The 26,445-nt window shown below is 54.7% G+C and carries 21 protein-coding genes and 1 tRNA gene; 12 read left to right on the forward strand and 10 right to left on the reverse strand.

The genetic code is table 11. From position 1 onward, the window contains the following. Positions 1-85 precede the first annotated feature (85 nt). Complete coding sequence (gene serA / locus ACYVG7_RS20030; protein WP_460884870.1) at positions 86-1,315, forward strand: phosphoglycerate dehydrogenase; 1,230 nt, start codon at positions 86-88, stop codon at positions 1,313-1,315. Positions 1,316-1,436: 121 nt separating this feature from the next. Here the strand turns inward: serA and glpK are convergent, their stop codons facing one another. Both glpK and ACYVG7_RS20040 read right to left on the reverse strand, forming a co-directional pair. Further along, a complete protein-coding gene (glpK, locus tag ACYVG7_RS20035; protein WP_460884871.1) occupies positions 1,437-2,948 on the reverse strand; it encodes a glycerol kinase GlpK in 1,512 nt (503 codons plus the stop codon). A gap of 167 nt (positions 2,949-3,115) precedes the next feature. After that, positions 3,116-3,622, reverse strand: coding sequence for a YgjP-like metallopeptidase domain-containing protein (locus ACYVG7_RS20040; RefSeq protein ID WP_460884872.1), 507 nt, complete (start codon positions 3,620-3,622; stop codon positions 3,116-3,118). A 361-nt stretch (positions 3,623-3,983) separates the two neighbouring features. Here ACYVG7_RS20040 and tmaR point away from each other — a divergent pair, with 361 nt between their 5' ends. Continuing rightward, the gene (gene tmaR, locus ACYVG7_RS20045; RefSeq protein WP_460884873.1) at positions 3,984-4,310 is read left to right on the forward strand and encodes a PTS system regulator TmaR; all 327 of its coding nucleotides are present in this window, start codon (positions 3,984-3,986) and stop codon (positions 4,308-4,310) included. 91 nt (positions 4,311-4,401) lie between these two features. Here tmaR and sbcB read toward each other — a convergent pair whose 3' ends face one another. From sbcB to ACYVG7_RS20065, 4 genes are all read right to left on the reverse strand, one after another. After that, on the reverse strand, positions 4,402-5,868 hold the full coding sequence (gene sbcB / locus ACYVG7_RS20050) for an exodeoxyribonuclease I (protein WP_460884874.1): 1,467 nt from the start codon (positions 5,866-5,868) through the stop codon (positions 4,402-4,404). 194 nt (positions 5,869-6,062) lie between these two features. Continuing rightward, positions 6,063-6,263, reverse strand: coding sequence for a hypothetical protein (locus tag ACYVG7_RS20055; protein WP_460884875.1), 201 nt, complete (start codon positions 6,261-6,263; stop codon positions 6,063-6,065). 188 nt (positions 6,264-6,451) lie between these two features. After that, positions 6,452-7,708: a TIGR03862 family flavoprotein gene (locus ACYVG7_RS20060; RefSeq protein ID WP_460884876.1), complete on the reverse strand. Its 1,257-nt coding sequence runs from the start codon at positions 7,706-7,708 to the stop codon at positions 6,452-6,454. 70 nt (positions 7,709-7,778) lie between these two features. Further along, positions 7,779-10,577: a cation-translocating P-type ATPase gene (locus ACYVG7_RS20065; RefSeq protein WP_460884877.1), complete on the reverse strand. Its 2,799-nt coding sequence runs from the start codon at positions 10,575-10,577 to the stop codon at positions 7,779-7,781. Between the two features lie 410 nt (positions 10,578-10,987). Between ACYVG7_RS20065 and ACYVG7_RS20070 the strand changes: the two genes are divergently transcribed. Then, positions 10,988-12,406, forward strand: a complete 1,419-nt coding sequence (locus tag ACYVG7_RS20070) for a DEAD/DEAH box helicase (RefSeq protein ID WP_460884878.1) — start codon at positions 10,988-10,990, stop codon at positions 12,404-12,406. A gap of 68 nt (positions 12,407-12,474) precedes the next feature. Here ACYVG7_RS20070 and ACYVG7_RS20075 read toward each other — a convergent pair whose 3' ends face one another. The 3 genes from ACYVG7_RS20075 to purT form a co-directional block, all read right to left on the reverse strand. Then, on the reverse strand, positions 12,475-12,672 hold the full coding sequence (locus tag ACYVG7_RS20075) for a DUF4250 domain-containing protein (protein WP_460884879.1): 198 nt from the start codon (positions 12,670-12,672) through the stop codon (positions 12,475-12,477). A gap of 2 nt (positions 12,673-12,674) precedes the next feature. Then, a complete protein-coding gene (locus ACYVG7_RS20080) occupies positions 12,675-13,232 on the reverse strand; it encodes a hypothetical protein (protein WP_460884880.1) in 558 nt (185 codons plus the stop codon). A 190-nt stretch (positions 13,233-13,422) separates the two neighbouring features. Beyond that, positions 13,423-14,601, reverse strand: a complete 1,179-nt coding sequence (purT, locus tag ACYVG7_RS20085) for a formate-dependent phosphoribosylglycinamide formyltransferase (protein WP_460884881.1) — start codon at positions 14,599-14,601, stop codon at positions 13,423-13,425. A gap of 355 nt (positions 14,602-14,956) precedes the next feature. Here purT and ACYVG7_RS20090 point away from each other — a divergent pair, with 355 nt between their 5' ends. The 8 genes from ACYVG7_RS20090 (at position 14,957) to ACYVG7_RS20125 (ending at position 23,880) form a co-directional block, all read left to right on the forward strand. Beyond that, positions 14,957-15,703, forward strand: coding sequence for a DeoR family transcriptional regulator (locus tag ACYVG7_RS20090; protein ID WP_460884882.1), 747 nt, complete (start codon positions 14,957-14,959; stop codon positions 15,701-15,703). Positions 15,704-15,908: 205 nt separating this feature from the next. Then, on the forward strand, positions 15,909-16,376 hold the full coding sequence (locus ACYVG7_RS20095; RefSeq protein ID WP_460884883.1) for a GAF domain-containing protein: 468 nt from the start codon (positions 15,909-15,911) through the stop codon (positions 16,374-16,376). Between the two features lie 83 nt (positions 16,377-16,459). Then, positions 16,460-17,023: an RNA chaperone ProQ gene (gene proQ, locus ACYVG7_RS20100; protein ID WP_460884884.1), complete on the forward strand. Its 564-nt coding sequence runs from the start codon at positions 16,460-16,462 to the stop codon at positions 17,021-17,023. Between the two features lie 11 nt (positions 17,024-17,034). Further along, positions 17,035-19,044: a carboxy terminal-processing peptidase gene (prc, locus tag ACYVG7_RS20105; RefSeq protein WP_460884885.1), complete on the forward strand. Its 2,010-nt coding sequence runs from the start codon at positions 17,035-17,037 to the stop codon at positions 19,042-19,044. A gap of 163 nt (positions 19,045-19,207) precedes the next feature. After that, a complete protein-coding gene (pepN, locus tag ACYVG7_RS20110; RefSeq protein WP_460884886.1) occupies positions 19,208-21,832 on the forward strand; it encodes an aminopeptidase N in 2,625 nt (874 codons plus the stop codon). A 43-nt stretch (positions 21,833-21,875) separates the two neighbouring features. Then, positions 21,876-22,097, forward strand: coding sequence for a DUF2835 domain-containing protein (locus tag ACYVG7_RS20115; protein ID WP_460884887.1), 222 nt, complete (start codon positions 21,876-21,878; stop codon positions 22,095-22,097). A 138-nt stretch (positions 22,098-22,235) separates the two neighbouring features. Then, positions 22,236-23,249 carry a quinone-dependent dihydroorotate dehydrogenase gene (gene pyrD / locus ACYVG7_RS20120; RefSeq protein WP_460884888.1) on the forward strand — a complete coding sequence of 338 codons (1,014 nt, stop codon included), beginning with the start codon at positions 22,236-22,238 and terminating at the stop codon, positions 23,247-23,249. 91 nt (positions 23,250-23,340) lie between these two features. Further along, the gene (locus tag ACYVG7_RS20125) at positions 23,341-23,880 is read left to right on the forward strand and encodes a cell division protein ZapC (RefSeq protein WP_460884889.1); all 540 of its coding nucleotides are present in this window, start codon (positions 23,341-23,343) and stop codon (positions 23,878-23,880) included. Between the two features lie 178 nt (positions 23,881-24,058). Here ACYVG7_RS20125 and ACYVG7_RS20130 read toward each other — a convergent pair. Further along, positions 24,059-24,135: transfer RNA gene (locus ACYVG7_RS20130), tRNA-Met, on the reverse strand. 171 nt (positions 24,136-24,306) lie between these two features. On the opposite strand from ACYVG7_RS20130, the gene rlmKL reads away from it, so the two are divergent. Then, positions 24,307-26,424, forward strand: coding sequence for a bifunctional 23S rRNA (guanine(2069)-N(7))-methyltransferase RlmK/23S rRNA (guanine(2445)-N(2))-methyltransferase RlmL (gene rlmKL, locus ACYVG7_RS20135; RefSeq protein WP_460884890.1), 2,118 nt, complete (start codon positions 24,307-24,309; stop codon positions 26,422-26,424). The last annotated feature ends 21 nt before the right edge of the window (positions 26,425-26,445 follow it).

Genomic DNA, 26,445 nt, shown 5'->3' on the forward strand with positions numbered 1-26,445 from the left:
CCGAGTAGGGATACAAACTGTCGTAAATTTACCAAAAGACGTCCTAGCGGCGCCTCACGACCAGAAACTCAGTTGAGGAACACAGATGACCCGTTATTCCCTGGATAAATCCAAGATCAAAGTGCTATTGCTCGAAGGAGTAGACCCGAGCGCCGTTGAATTATTTCATCAGGCTGGCTACAGCCAGGTGGAATATCTCAAAGGCGCCCTGGATGATGCTGAATTGCAGGAGAAAATTCGCGATGTGCATTTTTTAGGCATTCGCTCCCGCACTCACCTGACTGAAGAGGTATTGTCCCGGGCGGAAAAGCTGGTGGCGATTGGTTGCTTCTGTATCGGCACCAACCAGGTGGACTTGGGCGCGGCGGAGTCGCGGGGGATCCCGGTGTTCAATGCACCCTATTCCAATACCCGCAGCGTGGCTGAGCTGGTGACCGGGGAGTACCTGTTGCTGCTCCGAGGTATTCCGGCCAAGAACGCCAAAGCTCATCGCGGTGAGTGGGACAAGAGTGCGGCCAACTCGGTCGAGGCGCGGGGTAAAACCTTGGGGATCGTCGGTTATGGTCATATCGGCACCCAGGTCGGGATCATCGCCGAGAGTTTGGGGATGCAGGTCTGTTATTACGACATCGAAAACAAGCTCTCCTTGGGGAATGCTCGCCAAGTCTCCAGCCTGCACGAGTTGCTGGCCAAGGCGGATGTGGTGAGTATGCATGTGCCGGAAACACCAGAAACACGGGACATGATGGGGGCTGAGCAGTTTGCGGCCATGAAACCCGGGGCTATCTTCCTCAATGCGTCCCGGGGGACCGTGGTGGATATCGATGCTCTGGTGTCGGCGCTGGAGAGCGGTCATCTGGCCGGCGCGGCGATCGATGTCTTCCCGGTGGAGCCTGCCACCAATAAGGATCCATTCAGCTCGCCATTACAGCGTTTTGACAACGTCTTGCTGACACCCCATATCGGCGCTTCGACGTTTGAAGCCCAGCAAAATATCGGCTCGGAAGTGGCCAACAAGCTGATCCGCTATTCCGATAATGGCTCCACGCTGACGGCGGTCAATTTTCCGGAAGTATCATTGCCGATACAGGGCCAAGTTAGCCGTTTGTTGCACATCCATCACAATCAGCCGGGCGTGCTCAATCGCATCAACCAGGCCTTCGCCAGCGAAGGGATCAACATCGCCGCCCAATATCTGCAAACCAGCGCCAATATTGGCTATGTGGTGGTGGATATCGAAAGTGAGCGCAGTGAAGAAGCTCTGGCCATGCTCAAGGGGATCGACGGAACCATTCGGGCGCGTATTCTGCTCTGATGCTCGACTGTCACGGACAAAGGAAAGCCGCCTCGGGCGGCTTTTTTGCTGGTTCTTCCTGGCGTCGAGGGGATACGTTTGTCGGCCATAGTGTTTCTCGTCAAACCCGCAGTGTAACTATTTATTCCGTTGTGCTCTCAGGCTCTGGCCATTGTCGAGCGCACTGGATCGCCACTTGCCAGCCCTGATACAACGCCTGGCGTTGCTGCGCACTCAACTGCGGGTTGAATTCCTTGTCCACACCAAATTTTTTAGCCAGTTCATCGGTGCTGGCCCAGAATCCGACGGCCAATCCAGCTAGAAAGGCGGCTCCGAGGGCCGAGCTTTCAATCTGTCGCGGCCTAATCACCGGCGTGCCCATGATGTCCGCCTGAAATTGCAGCAGGAAATCGTTGGCGACTGCACCACCATCGACCCGCAGATGATGGAGTCTGATACCGGCATCCTGTTGCATGGCATCGAGAACATCGCGGCTTTGATAGGCAATCGCCTCCAGCGCGGCGCGGATCAGATGGTTGCGGTTGGTTCCTCGCGTCAGACCGACCAGCATCCCTCGGGCATGTGGTGCCCAGTAGGGAGCACCCAGACCGACAAAGGCCGGAACCAGATAGACGCCGCCGGTATCTTCGACTTTACTGGCGAAATAGCCGCTATCCCGCGCATCATCAATCAGCCTGAGTTCATCCCGCAGCCATTGAATGGTGGCTCCTTCCATGAAGATGGCGCCCTCCAGGGCGTAATGAATCGAGCCTTGCGGGCCGATAGCCAGGGTCGTCAGTAGACCATGCCGGGAGTGAATGGGGGTGGTGCCGGTATTCATCAGTAAGAAACAGCCGGTGCCATAGGTGTTCTTGGCAATCCCCGGCTCAAAACCCAACTGACCAAATAACGCGGCTTGTTGATCACCGGCCATACCCGCAATGGGAATATCGGCGCCGCCGCCGCGACGGGTATGTCCGAAGATCCCGGAGGAGGGGCGGACTTCTGGCAACATGGCCGCCGGTATGCCAAACAGCTGCAATAACTGTGGATCCCAACTTTGGGTGTGAATGTTAAACAGCAGGGTTCGGCAGGCGTTGGTCGGATCAGTGGCGTGCACCTCGCCCTGAGTCATTTTCCACAGCAGCCAGCAATCAATCGTGCCGCAGAGCAGTTGTCCTTGCTCTGCGCGGGCCTGCGCCCCCGGGATCTGGTCGAGGATCCAGCGCAACTTGCTGGCGGAAAAATAGGGGTCCAAACGCAGGCCGGTACGGTCACGGACCATGGGCTCATGTCCTTGAGCCTTGAGTGCATCGCACAGGGCTGTGGTGCGGCGGCATTGCCAGACAATCGCGTTATAGACAGGTTTGCCCGTCTCTTTGTCCCAGATCACCACGGTTTCGCGTTGGTTACTAATACCGATGGCGGCAATCTGCTGATTATGGATATTGGCCTTGGCCAGGACCTCGGTCAGGACGGAGGATTGGCTGGCCCAGATCTCCATGGGGTCTTGTTCGACCCAACCCGGTTGCGGATAGTACTGGGTCAGCTCCCGCTGGGCGCTGGCAATGACCTGAATATCGTGATCAAACAGCATGGCGCGGGAGGATGTGGTGCCTTGATCCAGCGCGATGACATAGCGAGTCTTCTCCATCTGCAACTCCTGCCGTAGCCAGGGTAATGGCGGTCAGATCTGTCTGTCGATGAGTATTGATGGCGAGGGCGAAGCTGCAAAGCGCAGAGCGGAGTTTATGCTTCGGCGTGAGAGCTATATCGGGAATTTATCCGCCTCTATCCGGCGAAGCAGAGAGGATGGGGGTATTAAACGAGTGGACCAAAGAGTTGCAGTTGGGTCAAATACAGGCGCAAGTCGAACTCTAATTGGTGGTAGTCGGCCGTCATATGTTCACACAGCTGATAGAAGGCCTTGTTGTGCTCCTTCTCGCGCAGATGAGCCAATTCGTGGATCACAATCATCTTTAGAAATGGCGCCGGTGCTTCCTTGAAAAGCGCGGCGATCTGGATTTCGGCCTTGGCTTTGAGCTTGCCACCCTGAACGCGGGAGATGGCGGTGTGTAGACCCAAGGCATGCTGGATCACGTTGATCTTGCTATCAAATGCAACTTTAGAGATCGGCGCTGAGCTGCGTAGATATTGATTTTTCAACTCTATGGTGTACTGGTACAACGCCTTGTCGCTCTTGATGGGGTGGATTTGCCCCCCATAGCGCTGGGTGAGCCAGTCCGTGAGTTTACCTGCCGAGATCAATTCTTGGACCTGGGCTTGGATCGATGCCGGGTATCCTGCCAGAAACTTCAATTCACTCATCAAGATCCCCTTATGCTCTTGCCTATTGCTGGCGCTGAATTATAGGGGTCTGCTGGCGCGAGGCAAGCAGAGGCGGATATCGGGTCTGGGGCAGGCGCCGTTTTTAGCTGCTGTATTGCGTATCAAAAGGTAACACTGCGCAAAGCTGTGGTAACGATGGCAGGCTTACCGTGCCATTTTTGCTATGGTGGTACATGACAGAGGCGTTATGGTCTGGCGCCCTGGTTGTATCCAGCAAAAAACTCAGTAAAGTAAGGGACATTCCGGCTCAAGGTGCTGTTTCCTAAAGTAGTATTGAAAAGCTTTCCAATCGCCAGGGTGTGCTGTGTTCGCCGCATCCACAATCGTTCATGGGGTTACTATGGAACAAGTAAGCAAATCAACTTTTACCGATGTACTGGAATATGTGCGTATGTCTCGTCGCAAAAACAAGCTGAAGCGCGAAATCGTCGATAACGAGAAGAAGATCCGTGACAACCAGAAACGGGTGCTGTTGCTGGAAAACCTTTCTGATTACATCAAGCCGGGCATGAGTGTTGAAGAAATCCAGGCCATCATCGCCAGCATGAAGAGCGATTATGAAGATCGGGTCGATGAATATGTCATCGTCAATGCCGAGCTCTCCAAGGAGCGCCGCGAGCTGAGCCAGAAGCTGGTTGAGCTGGGGAAAGAGAAAACCCAAGCCTGATGCGTTGATTCTGCCGGATGAGAAAAAGCCCGAAGCAAAACTTCGGGCTTATTTATCCGCGCTTGGCGGGACTGACTATCAGCTAAGGAAGCTAGAGTTGCTGCAGATAACGAGCCAGCGCCTTCAGGATCGCCATTTTTCGGGCATCCTGGGCATGCTGCTCCAACAGTAACTCCAGTTTGAAGACATACTGATCGGCATGTTGATTCAGATAATCCGCACAATGACGTTGCCACACCGCCAGCTCGCTGGCCGATAGGCCCAACGGGTAGTTTCTGGCACGGTAGCGGAACAGCATCTGCTGCAAGCGGGCATCATTGAAGACGAACGTACGTTCCGCCAGTTGCTCGGGAGGTGTGGAGCGTACCAGCTCCATGGTGGCTTTATCCCCATCCTGAAAGAAACCGGCATACAGCTGCAATTCTGCTTCTTGCTGTACCGGATCCTCATGCTCCGGAGAGGGTGCAAACACCTCGAGTAGTTTTTCCCGGATCTCGGGATGTTGGCGCAGCAGGTTCAGACTTTGCCGGCATTGTTGCCGATCTAGGCCCAGCTCATCAGCTCGTTGCTCACTCAAGGTGGCCGCAGGGGCGAGTACCGGGCACTTGTTGATATGCACCAACTTGACACCAATAGGGCGCTCATCACCCAGCTCATCGCGTTTGGTATACAGACGTTCGCGAATTTGTTCCGCGCTGAGAGTGACCAGCGGGCTGACATCCTTGTTCAGGTCCACCACGATCACCGCATTGGCATTGGTCGGGTGCCATGCCACCGGCGATACCCAGCTGACACAGCCTTGCCAGGGCGAAAACATGCCCGAGACATGGACCAGAGGTTTCATGCCGATCACATCGATCATGGTTTTGATCTTGTTTTTCTGGCGCATGCTGAACAAGTAGTTGAATAACTTCGGCTGCTTGGTGCGCAGTAGCCTCGCGATCTGGATGGTGGCATCGACGTCGGAGAGGGCATCATGAGCCTGTTCATGGCCAATGCCGTTGGCTTTGGTCAGCAGTTCGAGGCGAAAACTCGGCTTGCCCTCCCCATCAAACACCCAGTTGATCCCTTCCGGACGCAGTGCATAACAAGCGCGTACCACATCCAGTAGATCCCAGCGTGAATTACCGCGCTGCCAGCTGTAGGCGTAGGGATCAAAATAGTTCCGATACAGGCCATAGCGGGTAAATTCATCGTCAAAACGAATGTTGTTATAACCCAGAATGCAGGTCTCGGGCTGGCTGAACTCGGCGTGGATCCGCGCCATAAATTCTGCTTCCGGGAGCCCGCTTTGATTCACGACCTGCGGGGTGATCCCGGTGATCAGGCAGCTTTCCGGATCGGGCAGATAGTCCACTGGCATCTGGCAGTAGATCATCAGCGGCTCGCCAATCGGATTGAGCTCGGCATCCGTGCGGATACCTGCAAATTGTGCTGGGCGATCTCGTCCCGGGTGGATGCCGAAGGTTTCGTAATCGTGGAAGTAGAATGTGGGCTGCGGGCTGTTATTCACGGCGGTTGCTCGTCTACAAGTTAAGGGTTTCTGCTCGGAGTTCATGGTGAGCGTTTGGGGTCAGAAACCGACAGACATTGGTTGCTGATTCTAACACGGCCGACTCGGTCTGCCGATCCTCGCCGCAGGTTACTGGACCCTCTACCGACAATAGAACTGGATGAGAGTCTGAATCGCAGACAAAAAAAGAAGAGGCGCAGCCTCTTCATATGTTCAACACGATGAAAGGAGCGGGCAGGTTAGCCCATGAAACTGGTCTGGGAGGTTGAATGCCAGCCGTGGTACTCACTGATCGCCAAAGAAACCATCTCCTCTTCGCGGAGGCCGAATGGCAGCTTATTGTCGATACACAGGGTCTTGGTCTCCTGATAGGGAGAACCACAATTGTCCAGCACGTCGAACACTTGGTCTTTCAGGCGTGGGTAGTCAATTCGTTGCATCGGTTATCCCTCTTTTGGTTGAGTCGTATCTTTATTGTACAAATTGGCTTCACTGTCAAAATCACAAGCCTGCGGGGGCCCACTTTTGCGACCTGGATCGAGTAACTTATCAATAAGCGATCACGGTGTCGGGATCTGTCAGATCAGCCTGTACTGATCATGGCCGATCAGTATGACAACTTGACGACTCAGGCGGTCGGACGGTGTTGCAGCCACTGCTCGATCCCTAATGCGGCACGCAAGCCGGTGGAGAAGCATGCGGTTAGCAAATAGCCTCCGGTCGGCGCTTCCCAATCCAGCATTTCACCGGCACAGAAGACTCCGGGCTCATTTGCCAGCATCAGCTGGTCGGTCAAACCATTGAGTCGTACGCCACCGGCACTGCTGATGGCTTCGTCAATCGGCCGTGTGGCGCGGACATGAATGGGCAACGCCTTGATGTGGGCCGCCAGCAATGTGGGATCGACAAACACCTCGGCACTGGTACATTCTCGCAATAACCCAGCCTTTGCACCTTCAAGGCTCAAGCGGCTTCGCAGGTGATTGGCCATTGATTTGGAGCCCCGCGGCTGGCGCAGCTCTTGCTCAACCCGCGCCAAGGAACGCCCTGGTAACAGATCCAGATAGAAACAGGCGCTACCGTTTTGCTCCAGCTCGTGACGCAAGGCGGGTGTGAAGGGATAGAGCAGACTGCCTTCCATGCCATGCTGGGTGATCACACATTCGCCTTGGCGAGTGATCAGCTCTCCGGCCGCATTGGTATGGCTTAGCACTATGCTCTTGAGCGGTGCTCCGGCAAACTTGTCACGGAAATGCTCGCTCCAGGCCATCTCGAAGCCACAATTACTCGGTTTCAAGGGCATCATCGCAATGCCATGGGCGCTGAAGGGAGCAACCCAGGCACCGGTTGATCCCAGACGCGGCCAACTGGCCCCGCCCAAGGCAAATAACACCGCCCGCGCCTGATAGTGCTGAATACCCTCTGGGGTGATAAAACTCAGCCGATCTTTGTCTAGAGTTCCCTGCCATTGATGGCGAACGTGAAAACGCACCCCTTGCTCACGCAGGCGTTGCAGCCAGGCTCGCAGCAGGGGGGCCGCTTTCATGTCGGTCGGAAAGACTCGGCCCGAGGAGCCAACAAAGGTTTCAAAACCAAGTCCCAGTGCCCATTGCCGCAGTTGCTCGGCACCAAAATCGGCCAGTAAAGGACGGATCCAGCTTGCGGCGTCGCCATAGCGTTGTACAAACTCAGCAAAGGGCTCGGCATGGGTCAGGTTCATGCCTCCTTTACCTGCCTGCAGGAACTTTCGGCCCACCGAGGGCATGGCATCGAACAGATCGACGCTATATCCCCGGGCGCTGAGGTGATCGGCGGCCATCAAGCCGGCGGGACCACCACCAATGATGGCGATCTCGAGTGGAATCGGGGTTGGTGCTGCAGACATAAAAACCTTGCTGATTGACGAGAATGGCCTGAACTAGGCGCGCGCAGTGTATCGACTGTGCTGCTATGGCTCAAGCCTTGCCAGTCGGCGTCGCCGGGGTCAGTCGCCTGAATAACCACTTCACCCCCTCGATCGCTAGGTAGTAACCGCATGCCGCCAAGAAAATAGAGATCCAGAGTGTCCAGGATAGTGGGGTTGTGCCGAATAATTGATTCATCAACGGGACATAGGTTTGCACGCCTTGCAGCAGTAGCAGGGTGCCAATGGCCCACCACACGAGATGATTGCCGGCCCAGGCCCGCCAGTGGAAGGTATGGGCTTCTAATTGGCGACAATTGATCAGGAATAACATTTCCGCCGCGATCAGCGTATTGATCGCCACTGTGCGACTGGTGGCGAGGGCCACGCCTTGCAGCACAGTCCAGTAGTAGATCCCCAGCGTCAGCACACTCATCAGAAGCGCGCTGACAACGATCAGTAACCAGAGCTGTGGAGATAGCAGCGCTTCATCGGCGCGGCGAGGCGGTCGTAACATCAAGGCCGGATAGGGTTTTTCAAATGCCAGGGGCAACGAGAGGGTGATAGCACTGACCATATTGACCCAGAGGATCTGCACCGGGGTGATGGGTAAGGCAATCCCCAGCAGGATGGCCGACAGCAACACCAGCGCCTGGGCGCCATTGGTCGGTAGCAGAAAGACCAGGGCTTTGCGCAGATTCTCATAGATGGTGCGCCCTTCACTCACGGCATCACGGAGGGTGGCAAAATTATCATCAGCCAACACCATGCTGGCTGCTTCTTTCGCCGCTTCCGTGCCATGTAACCCCATGGCCACACCAATATCAGCACGTTTGAGGGCCGGCGCATCATTGACCCCGTCACCCGTCATGGCGGTCACGTGGCCTGCCGCTTGCAATGCCTTGATCAGGCGTAGTTTATGGCTTGGTGTTGCTCGGGCAATGATATGGGCCTCGTTGAGTCGTTGCGCTAACTCGGGTTCGGAGAGTTGATCCAGCTCGGAGCCGGTGATGACGATCGGGTCTTTCGCCAATCCCAACTGCTGGCCGATGGCGCGGGCAGTGACGGCGTGATCGCCAGTGATCATCAGGATGCGGATCCCGGCGCGCTGACATTCGGCTACCGCGTCTCTAGCCTCTGCGCGGGCCGGATCGGCCATGCCGACTAGACCTAATAATTCCCAGCCGCTGTCGGGGAGCTGTTCGCTGGCAAGGTGGCCTGCGACAGGCGTGGTGGGGTCGTAGTTTTGATAGGTGGCAAAAGCCAGTATGCGCAGGCCTTCTGCGGCCATGTTCTCGGCTCGTTGCTGCCAACTCGGGGTCTGCGGCGAGGAAGTATCGGGTGACTCACACAGTGGAAGGATCCGCTCCGGTGCTCCCTTGATGAACAGCTGCTGCCCATTCTGTTGCTGGTTGAGGGTGGCCATATAGCCGATCGTCGATTCAAACGGCAATTCGGCCAGGCGTGGATTGGCAGCCCGTAACTGCCGATCATCGACTCCGGCTTTGGCTGCCAGCACCAACAGGGCTCCCTCGGTCGGATCGCCATGGAGTTGATGTGGGTGCTTGGCATCCTGGCCCTGGGCTTCGAAACGGGCATCGTTACATAATATGGCCGCCTCAAGGAGCGCCCCAAGGGCGTCAGGGGTATCCCCTGTGGACGATGACACTGAGTGTTTTGACGGTGACGCTAGGCGCCGAGGCTCATAGGCGGTGAGTTTGGGGCTCGTGATGTTGGGTAAGAGGTGTGCGCTATTGAGTTCACCTTGTGGCGAATAGCCAACCCCGGTCACTGCGATCTGTTCATCGGGTAACGCCACTTGCTGTACCGTCATCTCGTTCCGGGTCAGAGTGCCGGTTTTATCGCTACAGATGATGGTGACAGCCCCGAGAGTTTCCACCGCCGGAAGTCTGCGCACGATGGCATTGCGGCTGGCCATCCGTTGCACCCCGATGGCCAGCGTGATGGTGATGACGGCCGGGAGTCCTTCTGGAATAGCGGCAACAGCCAATCCGACCGCTGCCATGAAGAGTTGATCCAGTGGGTAGTGACGCCACAGCCAGCCAAATGCAAAGGTGGTAACGGCCAGGATCAGGATCCAGGTGGTGAGTTGGCGTGCTAACCTCTCCAGTTGCTGAAGTAATGGCGTGATCATGGGTTCAACGTGCTGTAGCAACTGGCCGATCTGTCCCAATTCGGTGTTATCGGCAGTAGCGACCACCACCGCTTTGGCGCGGCCTTGTGTGATCAGGGTTCCGGCATACAGCATGTTGGTACGCTCGGCCAACGGAGTCTCTGCCGCCAGGGGTTGAACTTGTTTGCTAATGCTCAGCGATTCGCCGGTCAGTGCGCTCTCCTGAACCAGCAGGTTGATGACCTCCATCAGCCGCAGATCGGCTGGAACCTTGTCTCCAGACTCCAGCAAAACGATATCCCCGGTGACCAGCCGCTCGGCATCCAGCTGATGGTGTTGCCCCTCCCGTAGCGTCATGCAGCGAATTTTTAATAATTGGCGGATAGCCGCCAGAGCGTGTTCGGCTTTTCCTTCCTGGATCAGACCGACTATGGCATTGATGATCACGACACCGAGGATCACCAGACCATCGGTCCAGTGTCCGGACAGCCAGCTTAAGAGGGCGGCGAATAACAGAACATAGATCAACAGATTATGGAATTGGCGAGCAAAACGTTGCCACCAGGGAACTCCTGGTGCCGGTGTCAACCGGTTGGGACCCTGGGTGGCCAAACGCGACTGCGCTTCGGCGTGGCTCAACCCTGCGGGATGGCTCTCTAGCGTCGACAAAATAGCGCCGTAGTCCTGTGCGTGCCATGGCTGCGGAGTCGGTTCCATGAATGAGCTCCTTGTGGGGAATCAGGTCTGATGATGGGTTGGATTGGGATCCTGTGCTGCCACCACACAAAGGATAAATCCACATGAACAGTAACTATGTTGTTACTGTCACATCTGAGCCGATGTGTCGTGAGATCCTGTGGTTGACGACAAAACAATGAAGGCGATCACATTTTTCTCGTCACGCCAAGCCAAAGGGAGTAAGCTTGCGCGCGCACTGGGTATCCTCGCTGATACTGCGCCTGGTTGAACTCGCCCTATGTTTTGCGATCAATCAAGCCCCCCACTGTGTTGATTGAAGTCTTCTCTTCCTCCCGGATCCATTCCGCAGAAAGGGCCGGACTTCCTCTTTTGTCCGGCATCATCCGTCCACGGGGCGGAGCTGCCTTATTACTCTCAAGTAGGTTGTTATGAGTTTTTCCTCCCTCGGTCTTTCCGAATCCTTGCTGCGCGCCGTTGCCGAGCAGGGGTATGAAACCCCATCTCCGATCCAGTTACAGGCGATCCCAGCTGTGCTGGATGGTCGTGATTTGATGGCGGCGGCCCAGACCGGTACCGGTAAGACCGCTGGTTTTACCTTGCCTATGTTGCAACGTCTGATGGGGGCTTCAGATCAGCCTCGCAAGAAAGTCTCCCCCAACCGCGTGCGGGCATTGGTGTTGACCCCAACCCGTGAACTGGCCGCACAAGTCGGCGAGAGCGTGGCGACCTATGGCAAACACCTGCCATTGCGTCACAGCGTGGTGTTCGGTGGCGTCGGTATCAATCCGCAAATGATGGCGTTGCGCAAGGGGTTGGACGTACTGGTGGCTTGCCCGGGGCGTTTGCTGGATCTCTATTCCCAGAATGCGGTGCGTTTTGATGAACTGGAAATTCTGGTGCTGGATGAAGCGGATCGCATGCTCGATATGGGCTTCATTCACGATATTCGTCGCATCCTGAAGTTATTGCCGCAGAAGCGTCAGAATCTGATGTTCTCCGCCACCTTTGCCGACGAAATCCGCGAATTGGCCACCGGCATGTTGAATAACCCGCTGCTGGTCGAGGTTGCGCCGCGCAATAGCACGGCTGAGCGCATCGAGCAGCTGGTGCATCCGGTGGATAAGGCCAACAAGCCAGCATTACTGTCCCATCTGGTGAGCAGCCATAACTGGGAACAGGTGCTGGTCTTTACTCGCACCAAACACATCGCCAACCGCCTGGCGGAGCGTCTGGAGCGCGATGGCATCAGCGCTGCCGCGATCCATGGCAACAAGAGCCAGGGTGCACGGACCAAGGCGTTGGCTGGTTTCAAGAGTGGTGATGTACGAGTGCTGGTTGCTACCGATATTGCGGCGCGAGGCCTGGATATCGACAAGTTGCCGCAGGTGGTCAACTTTGAACTGCCCAACGTGGCCGAGGATTATGTACACCGTATCGGCCGTACCGGTCGGGCTGGCGCGGCTGGTCATGCTATCTCCTTGGTCAGTGCGGATGAAGGCAAATTGCTGCGTGGTATCGAGCGTCTGACCAAGCAAGAGCTGCCTCGGGAGATCATCGCCGGTTTTGAGCCTGATGCCCAAACCATGCGTGCTATCGAGCAAGGCACAGGCCAACCGGTACGAAAAGGCCAGGAGCAAGAGGGGCGTCCAGCGCGCTCTGGCTCGGGTCGTCCAGGACAACCGCGGCAAAATAGTCGTCCGGGGGAAGGGCAAAAGCGCTCAGCTCCTGCTGGTGCTGGCAATGGTGCGCGCAGTAGCAAACCGGCCGCCGAAGGTGGCCGTCGTGCGCCGCAACGCGCACCGGATCGTCATGCCAACCAGGCCGTCAAACCGCACGGCAACAAATAATTACGCTGACCGTATAAAAACGCCCGTCTTGATGACGGGCGTTTTTTTATGGGGATACCGAGCTGGAGCTAGCCCGACTTGAATTGATTTTGCTCGGCAATGTAGTGGAAATTCGCGGTGGCTAGATAAGCGCTGAGTTCAGCGGCATCGATATCGTGATAGCGTACTAACTCCTCCAGGGATGGGAAGTGATCCCGCAGCTGGGTATTGACCAAACTGAGTAGCATGGGGGCGGGTAGAGTGGCAAATCGCGTTAAAGAAAACACAGCTATTCTCCGGTAGATGACAGATCGCCAGAGGTTGATTCTTGGCGTTTTTGTTCGGCTAATCTGCGATTGTGCAGCTGTGCCGGGATCTGCAATAGCAGCTCCCAAAAGCAAAAGGCTTCGATGACAAAAAGCAGCAAAAATAGCGGACTCCACCAGGATAACAGACTCCCGGAAGCCATATCGGCACGTAATAGCCAGCCACTACTAAAGCTGCAACACAGCAACAAACCTGCGCGCAACAAGACCTGCTTGCGCCGCCAGCCCTGAGTGTGCAAGTTAACCAATCGCTTCGGAAACAGGCTGATGAGTAAACCGACCAATGCCAGCATCATGGTACTGAGGGTCAGGGTGAAGTGATTGGGGGAACTGACTGGGTAGAGTCGAAAATAAACGATCAGCAACGGATAAAAGCTGGCAAAACTCACCATCGATATCAGCAGCAAGGCGCCGCGATTCAGACGAACGCTTCGACAGCCGGTGGCGGTATGAGCATGAAAGTAAGCTGAAAATACCGCAACGCTGAAGAGTATCAGTGCGACCAATATGAACCAAAGCATAGAAGCTCCTGCTGGACGATAGAGGGATATCAATCATGCCTGCTGAACAGTTGGTTGAGCAGATTTGTTCCGCAAAGGGTAACAAGGGATGATGGCAGAGGATAGAGGGGGGCGTTAAACGCGTGGTGTTGACCTTGTGGTGTAACGACCGCGTGGGTCGTTACACCCAATGTTTATTAAAGATGGCTTATTAAAACTTGACCTGAATAGCCGCAGCAACCTCAATGGCTTGGGTCACTGCGGTGTCAGTGCTTTCGGCTCGGACCAGTGCGACGCCGAGGCGACGGCGGCCGTGAATTTCTGGTTTCCCGAATAACCGCACCTGTGCACCTGGGACCAGACGCAAGGCATCCGCTACGCCGTCAAAACGGATATCAGTCGACTCGCCTTCGCGAAGCACGACCGCTGAGGCCGATGGGCCATATTGCTGGATCTGGCTAATCGGTAAACCCAGAATGGCGCGTGCGTGCAGTGCAAACTCGGAGAGATCCTGAGAAATCAGTGTCACCATGCCGGTGTCATGGGGGCGAGGAGAGACTTCACTGAAATAGACTTCGTTTTCACGGATAAATAATTCGACACCGAACAGGCCATAGCCACCCAATGCCGCGACCACTTCCCGCGCAATGTGCTTGGATTTTTCCAGAACTTCGGCGGACATTATTTGTGGCTGCCAGGATTCCCGGTAGTCGCCATCTTCCTGACGGTGACCAATCGGCGCACAGAAATGGATGCCATCCACGGCGCTGACGGTCAACAGAGTGATCTCGTAATCAAAGGGCACGAAACCCTCGACGATGACTTTGCCGCGGCCTGCTCGACCCCCTTCTTGTGCATACTGCCACGCTGCCACGATTTGCTCGGGACGTCTGACGACGCTTTGTCCCTTGCCGGACGAGCTCATCACGGGTTTGACCACGCAAGGTAGGCCCACGAACTGAATAGCGGCCTCATAATCGGCTTCATTATCTGCAAACCGGTAGGGAGAGGTACTCAAACCTAGAGTCTCGGCTGCCAAGCGGCGGATCCCTTCACGATCCATGGTTAAACGTGTCGCTCTGGCCGTGGGTATGACGTTGAAGCCTTCGGTTTCCAGCTCTTGCAAGGTTTCGGTGGCGATGGCTTCAATTTCCGGAATGATGTAATGGGGCTGTTCTTGTTCGATCAGCTGCCCTAACGCCACGCCATCGAGCATGTTGATCACATGGCTGCGGTGGGCAACATGCATGGCTGGAGCATTGGGATACCGATCCACGGCGATGACTTCCACGCCAAGGCGTTGCAATTCGATGGCAACCTCTTTACCCAACTCACCGGAGCCAAGTAAGAGGGCGCGAGTTGCAGAGGGGCTATGGGGGGTACCGAACATGATTGACTCCTCGGGGTTGTGGCCGGTTTGGGCATTTTGATCGGCGCATGATACCCAGTTCATAAAAATGCGCCAAGAGTTTCAACACCGGCGAGCAATCGTTTGCTTGTGTGGATGAAGGCGGACTTTTATGGTGCAATATCTGAAGTAATCGATAGTTGATGTTTTCAACACGCTGATCCACTCATGCAACGCTGTTTTTTTTAATGGTGCCGGGGTTCGATTATTTGACCGGGCTGGAATAAAGTACGTCGCGGATTAGGGTACGATGTAGCCATATGAGCTCATTTCGGCCGAAGAAAACATGATTCGGACAAGATGGTTGATGTAATAAAGAGAACTTAAGAGAGTAGGAATGAACCCTAGACACACTGTGATTCTGGAACTGGTTAACGAGAAAGGACGTGTGGCGGTCGCCGAGTTGGCCGAGCAGGTTGGCGTTTCAGAGGTGACGGTTCGTCAGGATCTGAATTATCTCGAAGAGCAGGGTTTTCTCAAGCGAATTCATGGCGCTGCCACCGTATTGGACAGCGATGACCCGCAACATCGGATCTGGGCCCGCAGCAAGATCAAACTGCATCTGGCTGAAGCTGCCGCCAGTTTGGTGGCGCCGGGCGAGAGTGTGCTGATTGAAGGTGGTAGTGCCAACGTGATGCTGGCCAAGCTGCTGGGGGAACGGGGCGATGTGGCGATTATCACCTCCAGCTCCTATATTGCCCATCAACTGCGGCAGAGCCGAAACGAAGTGATTCTCCTCGGTGGTCAATATCAATCATCTAGCGAGAGTCTAGTTGGCCCTCTGACGCGTCTTTGCATCGAGCAGGTCCATTTCAGCAAGGCATTTATTGGTGTTGATGGGTTTCATGTCGATACCGGCTTTACCAACCGCAACATGATGCGCGCCGATGTGGCCAATTGCATTATTGCCAAGGGACAGCCATGCATCGTACTGACCGATTCCAGTAAGTTTGGTCGCGTTCATCCTGGCTCCATCGGACCAACCCGACGGATCAGTCGAGTCATCACCGACAGCAAGATCCCGGCGGCTGATGAGGCATGGTTGACCGAACAAGGTGTGGCGTTGACCAAGATCGCCTATTAAAAAAAGACCAGGTACTAGATCCTTGTACCTGGCTCAGGGGAATGGGCTCAGTATGAGCCCTAACTTCATGAATCACACTAAACATGAACGCTCTCGCCTTTTAAAAGTAGCTGCTTTTTACTCATTTACCAGTCGAATCAAGAACCAGGCTTGTCTCGGTTATGCACTGGGTTTATGGTAGCCAGCGTTTCTTGAGGAGTGCTACATGGCAAAAACTGCTTTTTATGATTCTCTGCTAGCGCAATTGACCGGCTTGGTCGAGGGTGAGCCGGATCTGATCGCCAATCTTTCCAATATCAGCGCCTTGCTGAACTTAGCGTTGAGTGATTTGAACTGGGTTGGCTTTTACCTGTTGCGATCATCCGATGAGTTAGTGCTGGGACCCTTCCAGGGTAAACCGGCCTGTATCCGCATCCCGGTTGGCAAAGGAGTGTGTGGTACCGCGGTCGCAACGGCTCAAACACAGCGAGTGGCGGATGTGCATGCATTTGCCGGTCACATCGCTTGTGATGGGGCCAGCAATTCTGAAATTGTGCTACCGATTTTCCACCACGGGAAAGTTGTTGCCGTGCTGGATATTGACAGCCCACTCTTTGATCGATTTGATGCTGAAGACCAGATTGGTCTGGAGAGAGTTGCGACAGCGCTGGAAAATTTGCGTTGGAATGGGTAACGTGCTCGTAATTGAGTTCGGCACCTTTATAATAGGTGGTTGATTTGACTTGGGGCTTCGCCCTTTTTTATCCAAGGTTTTACATGGAAAACAACGAAAAACTCAAAAACAGCAAAGAGCTGATTGCATACCTCTGTGAACTTTTCCCTGCCTGTTTTATTTCAGACGGTGAAGCCAGACCCCTCAAGATCGGTATTTTCCAGGATTTGGCCGCGCGTTTGGCTGATGATGACAAGATATCCAAAACGCTGCTTCGTTCCGCGCTCCGTCAATACACCTCCAGCTGGCGTTATCTGCATGGTGTTAAAGCGGGCGCTATCCGGGTGGATCTGGATGGCAATGAATGTGGTGTCCTGACCGAAGAACACGTTACCCATGCCAAACAGGCGCTGAAAGAGAGTAAGGACAAGGTCTTTGCTTCTCGTCGCCGCTCGGAAGGTGAGAAAGCTGAGAAACCGGCTAAACCCCGTCGTCCTGCCAAGCCTAAAGTAGATCCCAGCCAACTGACGGTCGGTCAGGCGGTGAAGGTTGTCGTGGGTAAGTCTCCGGTACCTGCCACTATCCGTGAAGTCGTTAAAGAAGACATTCAGGTTCAGCTGGCTACCGGCATGGTCGTGCGCGTCAAAGTCGACCGTATCGTTCTCTAGGAGAGGCGCATTTGAGAAACCATTTGATTCGTGCATCTCTGCTGAGTGTGGCATTAGTCCACTCAGGCTTGGCTCTGGCCATTGCGCCGACAATTAAAGCGACGGAGCTGCCAAAACTGGCGCAGGAAGAACAACACGCCATCGCCAGCAAGCGCATCGCGGCTTTTTTTACCCATAGCCATTACAAGCAGATCCAGCTGGATGACGCCTTCTCCAAGAAAGTGTTTGACCTCTATCTGGAGAGTCTGGATTACAGCCGGAATCTGTTTTTGCAGAGTGATATCGATGGTTTCGAAACATATCGCAAGACATTGCTCAATGGCTTGGATAAGGGCGAACTCTCGGCTGTTTATCATATTTACAATCAGAGCATCCAGCGGCGTTACGAGCGTTTGAGTTATGCGCTGCGCCTGTTGGATGCTCCGTTTGATTTCACGCAGCAAGACGCTTATCAGTTCGACCGCAAATCGGCCAGCTGGCCGAAAACGACGGCCGAATTGGATGAGTTGTGGCGGCAACGTGTCAAATTTGATGCCTTGAGTCTGAAACTGGCAGGCAAGAAAGAGAGTGACATCAAAACCTTGCTGGCCAAGCGTTATCAGACGGCGATCAAGCGCCTGTCCCAGAGCGAAAGCGAAGATGCATTCATGACCTTCGAGAATGCATTTGCCCGCTCCATCGATCCCCACACCAGCTACTTATCGCCTCGCGAGGCGGATCGTTTCAACAGTGAAATGAATCTGTCGCTGGAGGGCATTGGTGCCGTATTGCAGGCCGATGATGATTTCACTGTGGTACGCTCATTGGTGCCCGGTGGTCCGGCCGACAAGTCCAAGCAGCTCAAGCCGGAGGATAAAATCACCGGCGTGGCACAAGATGCCGGCAAAATGCAGGACATCATCGGCTGGCGGTTGGATGAAGTGGTCGATCTGATCAAAGGCCCGAAAGGGACTAAGGTCCGGCTCGAAATCCAGCGCGGTGAAGGTGCCGCACGGCAGTCGCAAGTGGTCGAATTGCAACGGGATGAAGTCCGTCTGGAAGATCGCGCCGCCAAGTCTTCGGTGATTGAGGCTCAAGGTAAAAAAATTGGCGTGATTAACATCCGCAGTTTTTACAACAACCTGCATCTGGATGTGATCAAGGAACTCGACAAGCTGAAAAAGCAAAAAGTGGATGGCATTCTCATCGACTTGCGCGATAACGGCGGTGGCGCCTTGTCTGAAGCAACCGATCTGACCGGTTTGTTTATCAAGAGTGGTCCTGTGGTGCAAGTTCGCGACAGCATAGGTCGCATTGCGCTCGAAGAGGATAATGATGACCGCAGTTATTATACCGGTCCGTTAACCGTGTTGATTAATCGCTACAGTGCCTCGGCTTCGGAAATTTTCTCGGCCGCACTCAGTGACTATGGTCGGGCCTTGGTGATCGGCGATACCAGCTTCGGCAAGGGAACCGTGCAGCAGAACCGGCCATTGAAGAAGATTTATGATTTCTACGATAAAGAGCTGGGCAATGTTCAGTACACGATTGCCAAGTTTTATCGCATCAACGGGGGCAGCACCCAGCACAAGGGTGTCGAGCCAGACATTCATTTCCCGTCGTTGATTGATTCCAGCGAAACCGGCGAGAGTGTCGAACCCAATGCCTTGCCCTGGGACAAGATCCAGCCTGCTAACTATCAGCCGGTCGGTCAATTCACCGCCTTGCTGCCGGAATTGGAAAAACGTCACACCGCTCGGGTGGCGAGCGATCCGGAATTTCGCTATGTCACAGAAGATATCACCTGGTATCAGCAAGAGAAGCAGAAGAAGGTGATCTCGCTGAACGAAGCAGAGCGGATCCGCGAGCGTGATGAGCTGGATGCCAAGTCACTGCAACGTACCAATGAACGTCTGGTGCGGATGGGCAAACCCAAAATCAGTAAACTTGCGGATCTGCCAGCGGATCTCGAGTTTCCAGATGGCTACTTGCAAGAAGCAGCGAATATCACTGCGGATTTGGCCAAGCAGCTTCAAGGTTGATTTCAGTAGGTGCTCAAGTAGAAAAAGCGGCCAATGGCCGCTTTTTTGTTGCTTTAAACCAACAGTGCAGCAGTTTTTGATTGTCTATTTGGTTGCGGCACCAGAAAATTAGGGTAAATGAGAGAAGTTCTCTAGCCGATACTCGTGCTTACAGGATCAGACCATGAATCAAGTTGCTACCTCCCAGGAAAAATACCGCCTCGATTATCAGGCTCCCCATTACTGGATCGACAGTATCGATCTGGATGTTCAGCTCGATGATCATCAGACCCGAGTAGTTGCTATCAGCCGTGTTCGCCGCAATGGCCAGCACAATGAACCGTTGATCCTGGATGGGGAATCACTCACCCTGACCGCACTGGCGGTTGATGGCATCCCCTATTCTCGCTACCTGCAATCAACCGGACAGTTGGAAATTGCCGATCTACCCGCCGAATTTGTGCTGACGGTGGAGACCCTCATCGATCCGGCGGCTAATACCGCGCTGGAAGGTCTATACAAGTCGGGGAGTGCATTCTGTACCCAGTGTGAAGCCGAAGGATTCCGGCGCATCACCTATTATCTGGATCGCCCCGATGTGTTGGCGCGATTCACCACCCGGATCACCGCAGATAAGGCTCGCTATCCCTATCTGCTCTCCAATGGTAATCGGGTCGCTGCTGGCGATCTGCTAGATGGCCGCCATTGGGTCAGCTGGCAAGATCCGTTCCCCAAGCCCTGTTATCTGTTTGCTCTGGTGGCCGGTGATTTTGATGTGCTGCGTGACGAGTTTGTCACGCTCAGCCAGCGGCGCGTGGCCCTGGAGCTGTTCGTGGATAAGGGCAATCTGGATCGGGCCGAACATGCCATGCAGAGCCTGAAACGGGCGATGGCGTGGGATGAACAACGGTTTGGTCTGGAATACGATCTGGATATCTACATGATCGTGGCGGTGGATTTCTTCAACATGGGAGCGATGGAAAACAAAGGATTGAACATCTTCAACTCCAAGTTTGTCCTGGCTAACCCAGCTTCGGCCACCGATAGCGACTATTTCGACATTGAACGGGTGATCGGTCACGAGTATTTTCATAACTGGACCGGTAACCGCATCACCTGTCGCGACTGGTTCCAGCTCAGCCTCAAAGAGGGCCTGACCGTGTTCCGGGATCAGGAGTTCTCCTCGGATCTGGGCTCGCGCGCCGTGAACCGGATCCACAATGTCCGGGTCATTCGCGGCCCGCAGTTTGCCGAGGACGCCGGTCCCATGTCCCATCCGATCCGCCCGGATGTGGTCATCGAGATGAACAATTTTTACACCGTCACTGTGTATGAGAAGGGCTCGGAAGTCATCCGTATGCTGCACACCCTGTTGGGTGAAGCGGCGTTCCAGGCCGGTATGCGCCTCTACGTCGAGCGTCATGATGGCCAAGCCGCGACCTGCGAGCAATTTGTCCAGGCAATGGAGAGCGCCTCCGGTCGGGATCTGCAGCAATTCCGTCGCTGGTACTCCCAGGCGGGAACACCGGAGCTGATAGTCCGCGATGAATACGATGCCGCCAGCCAGCGCTACAGCCTGCATGTGAAGCAAACCACGCCGCCGACGGCACAGCAACACGAGAAACTACCGCTGCATATTCCTCTGAGCGTGGCACTCTATGCGCCAGATGGCAGTGAGCTCCCCTTGTTGCTAGCGGGTGAGGCGCATTCCGGACTGCTGGAGGTGATGCAGGCCGAACAGACCTTTGTGTTCGAGCAGATCGCGGTGCGGCCTGTGGTCGCTCTGTTACAGGAATTTTCTGCCCCGGTGAAGCTCGATTATCCGTACCGCGATGATGAACTCAGCTTCTTGCTCGCCCACGCCCGCAATGAGTTTTGCCGCTGGGATGCCTGCCAGATGTTGATCAACAACTATGTCATTGCCGGTGTTGCCGCCATGGCCGCAGGCTCTGAGTTGCCGCAGCCGCAGGCACTCCTGGATTCGTTCCAGCGCGTACTGCAAGACCAGAGCCTGGATCCGGCGTTTGCGGCTGAAATCTTGACCCTGCCCAGCGAGACCTCGTTGGCCGAGCTGTTTAGCCTGGTGGACATCGATGCCATTCATCAGGTGCGTGAACATCTGCTGCAACAGATTGCCGAGGTCTTGCAGCCGCAGTGGCTGCAGGTGTTCCATCACAACCAGGTAACCGGTGTCTATAGCATCGAAGCGGCCGCCATGGCCAAACGGGCATTGGCCAATCTGGCACTGGGGTATCTGGCGCGTGCGGACCAACAGTTGGGCAACCAGCTGGCTGGCGAGCAATATCGACAGGCCACTAATATGACCGATGCCTTGGCGGCGATGCAGGCCGCGAGTGTCGCTGATTTGCCGGTGTTACCCGAGTTGCTCCAGGCATTCGAAGCACAGTGGCAGCATGATGGACTGGTGATGGATAATTGGTTCCGCCTGCAGGCTTGCAGAACCCAGGGCGATACCCTGGCGCAGGTTCGGGCCTTGATGAGCCATCCAGCATTCAGTCTGCAGAATCCGAATCGGGTGCGAGCCTTGGTCGGCACCTTCTGTGCGGCCAATCCTTCACGGTTCCACGCGGCTGATGGCTCGGGTTATCGCCTCTTGATGGACGTTCTGCTGGCGCTGAATACCATGAATCCACAGGTCGCGGCACGGCTGATCGTGCCCTTGATCCAGTTCAAACGTTTGGATGAGGGACGTAAAACATTGATCCGGGCCGAGCTGCGGCAACTGGCCGCGTTGCCGGATCTGGCGCGTGATCTGTATGAAAAAGTCAGTCGGGCTCTGGAGCAATAACCATGGAGGCGGGGAGACGGCAAGGTCTCCCCATCGAATGTAAATGCCGAGTTACACCTTTCGCTTGAGTTTGAGTTCAGAACAGCTACTAGCCCTGTACCGCGGTGATGCCAAGCGCTTATCGGTGCAGAGTGAGCAGGGGTTGCGAATTGAGCTCTCAGCACTGCATCTGCGGCGTTTTATCGGCCACAGCGGCGTTTATGGTCGTTTTCGCTTGAAGACGGATGAAAACCATCGCTTTATTGATCTGGAGCGGATTGGCTAATCCTGTAGCAGATGCATTGACACCGCAGAACGTTTACCATTAGCGCCGTTTTTCACTGCCCGTGCCGATGTTTTCAGGCTGGGTGATGCATGACCTGGCCAACGGACCAACCGCCACTTTCACCCCTAAGGAGCCCCTATGTTTTATCAACTCGCCCGCTATTTCCTGTTTAAACTGGATCCTGAAGTGGCCCATGAATTAAGCATTAAGCAACTTTCCTTATTGGGTGGGACTCCGCTGGATATATTTTTTCGCCAACAATTACCCTCGCGGCCGGTTGAAGTCATGGGTCTGCGCTTTGATAATCCGGTTGGTCTGGCCGCTGGATTGGATAAAGATGGTGAAGCGATTGATGCATTGGGTGCCATGGGCTTCGGCTTTATCGAAGTCGGTACAGTGACGCCGCGTCCACAGCTCGGAAATGACAAACCTCGTTTATTCCGAGTAATACCCGCCGAAGGGATCATTAATCGGATGGGTTTTAATAACAAAGGTGTGGATCATCTGATCGAGAAGGTAAAAAAGAGTAATTATAAAGGCATTCTCGGTATCAATATCGGCAAGAATAAAGATACACCGTTGGAAAATGGCAAAGATGATTATCTGATCTGCATGGACAAGGTGTATGCCTATGCCGGTTACATTGCGGTCAATATTTCATCACCTAATACTCCGGGTCTGCGCCAGCTGCAATACGGCGCGGCATTGGATGAGTTGCTGGCAGCGCTGAAACAGCGTCAGCTGGAATTGGCTCAATTGCATGGTAAATACGTTCCTTTAACGGTAAAGATTGCTCCTGATTTGAGTGCCGAAGAATTAGAGCAAGTAGCCCAATCTTTAATGAAGAATAAAATTGACGGTGTCATTGCGACCAATACCACGCTGGATCGCGAGATGATCTTCGATATGCCCCATGCGGCGGAAGCCGGTGGTTTGAGCGGTCGGCCATTACAAGCCAAGAGCACGGCATTGATCCGTGAATTGGCGGGACACTTGAAAGGATCCATTCCGATCATTGGCGTGGGCGGTATTGATTCAGCCTTGGCGGCCCGGGAAAAGATTGCGGCAGGCGCGAGTCTGGTACAGATTTATTCCGGCTTTATTTATAAGGGCCCGGCATTAATTCGCGACATCGTCGAAAATATTAAATAAAACGACACAAATTACCGGTCTAATGTTTGTAATATGTGCGCAGATGGAATATAAATTCTCCTGCGCACATATTCATCATAAGAGCTTGGTCATGATCCTGGTACCGAACGATAGCTGGCAATGGAACTACGATGAAAAAACCGACAGCCTGTTGCTGGATCTGTCGGATCGTATGCAGTTCACGACCGCGTTCCGGAGCAAACAGTTAACCCCACAAGCGAAGTGCTCACATCAATTCACCCTGGATGATGCCTCCCATTATTATCATCTGCTGGAGTGCATTGGTGAGTTGCCATTTTCCGAAGCCGAGCGGGTCCAAATTGTCCTTAATGCGATTGCGGTGATCCGTTTTGCCAAACCGCAAATGCCGCAGAGTTGGTATTTCCGGGAATTCAATTTACTGCATGAAGCGCCATTATTTGGCGAGGTTGTTACCCTAGTCTGCGAGTCGGGGCATCGGGATTTTCTGGTGATTGAACCGGGCGATAATGCCTCGATTTGTTTGTTACTCGAAGGGACTATGCAACTGGCCGAGGATAAAGTCCTCACTGCCCACAGTTTTATCAAGGTCATGAATAACCGCATTATTCCCTTTCATGCGGTCAGTAATCAGTTGCTGCGTCTGGCTTAATGGCGGGCCGACTCATCCCGATGACCCTCTAGGGGGGAGCGCATGCGGGTGAGGGGAGTTACTGCCGACAGATAATTCTTAGAGTCGATCTAGACCTAATTGAATACCAGATGAGGTCAGAGCACGACATTCAGCCAACAAAAAGGCCGTACATGGTGATGTACGGCCTTTTTTAATCTGGTTGCGGGGGCAGGATTTGAACCTACGACCTTCGGGTTATGAGCCCGACGAGCTACCATGCTGCTCCACCCCGCGTCTGTGTGGAGCGCATAGTAGAGACTTGCCGGTGAGGGTGCAAGCATTATCTCGACGACGGAAGAACAAAGCTTACCGATCCTGACGGGCTTTTTCACTCGAAGTGAGGGAACCATCTCTGGAGTTGCGCTATAATGTGCGACCTTTATTGCTGGTGTCCGAAAGCTATTCATGACTGATTTTTTTGCAACATGTCCCAAAGGACTCGAATCCCTACTGGCCGCAGAACTTACCCAACTGGGCGCGGAAAGCGTCAAAGAGACAGTGGCGGGGGTCTCCTTCAGCGGCTCCTTGGAAACCGCGTATCGCGCCTGCCTGTGGAGCCGCCTTGCTTCCCGCATCATGCTGTCATTGGTCAGTTTCGGCGTTCGCGACGATATGGATCTCTATCTGGGGATCAGCAATATTCCGTGGGAAAACTATTTTTCCCCCCATCAGACTCTGGCGGTTGATTTCTCCGGCACCTCTGATTCGATCCGGAACACCCAATATGGTGCCTTGAAGGTCAAGGATGCCATTGTGGATCGTTTCACCAAGCGAGAAGGGGTGCGTCCCAATATTGATAAGCGTGAGCCGGATGTGCGCATTCAAGTTCACCTGAAGCGTGAAGAGGCCAGCGTGGCGCTGGATTTGTCCGGCCCGGCATTGCATCAGCGCGGTTATCGGGCCGGTACCGGTGATGCGCCCCTCAAGGAGAATCTGGCAGCCGCCATGCTGCTGCGTGCGGGTTGGCAGCAGGAACCTTTGCTGGATCCCATGTGTGGTTCGGGGACCTTGCTGATTGAAGCGGCTATGATGGCGACCGATATGGCACCGGGTCTGCTCCGCGATCGCTTTGGGCTGACAGAGCTGAAGTTGCATGATGAGCCCTTGTGGCAATCTGTGCTGGCCGAAGCCCGCGTTCGCGCCAAACGGGGAATGAACAAGAGTGCCGGTTTGAAATTTCTGGGCCGTGACAGTGACTTCCGGGTGCTCAATCGTGCTCGTGACAATGCGCGTGCTGCAGGCCTGGGCGACATCATTCGCTTTGAAGAACAAGATGTGGCCCGGATGCAAAACCCATGGCCTGGTGAACGCGGCTTTGTGGTGACCAACCCGCCCTATGGCGAGCGTCTGGGCGAGTTCCCCGAGTTGCTCAAACTGTATCAGGAGCTGGGACAATCCTTGCGTCAGGGATTCCAAGGCTGGCGCGCCTCGGTGCTGTGTTCTTCCCCTGATTTGCTCAGCTGCCTGCGCTTGCGCGCCGAGAAGCAATATCGCCTGTTCAACGGCGCTCTGGAGTGCCAGTTGCGCAACTACCAGATTGCCGAAGACTCAGTGGCTTCGACCAAGATGGTGGCGGAAGATTTCGCCAACCGCTTGCGCAAGAATATCAAGTCGTTGGAGAAGTGGGCCAGCCAGGAAGGGCTGGATGCCTACCGTCTGTATGATGCCGATCTGCCGGACTACAACGCTGCTATCGATCGCTATGGTGAGTATCTGGTCGTGCAAGAATATGCGGCGCCCAAGTCGATCCCTGAAGCTGTCGCGCGGCAGCGCCTGTTGGATATGGTGCAGGCCACTATCGCAGTCACCGGCGTGCCGGGCGCCAACCTGATACTCAAGGTCCGTGAGCGGCAGAAAGGGGAGCAGCAATACCAGAAGTTGGCAGAGCAAAAACAGATGCTGGAAGTCCATGAGTATGGTGCCAAGTTGCTGGTCAACCTGCAGGACTACTTGGATACCGGCCTGTTTCTCGATCATCGCTTGACTCGCCGCATGCTCGGGCAGATGGCCAAGGATAAGCGCTTCCTGAATCTGTTTGCCTATACAGGTTCAGCCACCGTGCATGCTGCCTTGGGTGGCGCCCGATTTACCACCACTGTGGATATGTCACGAACCTATTTGAACTGGGCACGCGACAATCTGGAGCACAATGGCTTGCTCAATTCTCGGCACCATTTTGAACAAGCCGACTGCCTGAAGTGGCTGGCCGAATGCGATGAAGAATTCGATCTGATCTTCATCGATCCGCCGACGTTCTCCAATTCCAAACGAATGGAAGAGAGCTTTGATGTGCAGCGTGACCACCTGAGATTGATGCAGGATCTGAAGCGTTTGCTGGCACCGGGCGGAACCTTGGTGTTTTCCAATAACAAGCGCCACTTCAAGATGGATCTGGATGGTTTGGCGGAGTTGGGGCTGCAAGCCACCAACATCAGCGAGCAGACGCGGCCGAAGGATTTTGCCCGCAACGTGCATATTCACAATTGCTGGTTGATCCATCACAGCGACGCCTCGTCCGTGTGATCCTTGCGACCCGGCCAACCA

The organism is Pseudaeromonas pectinilytica, from assembly GCF_054780855.1.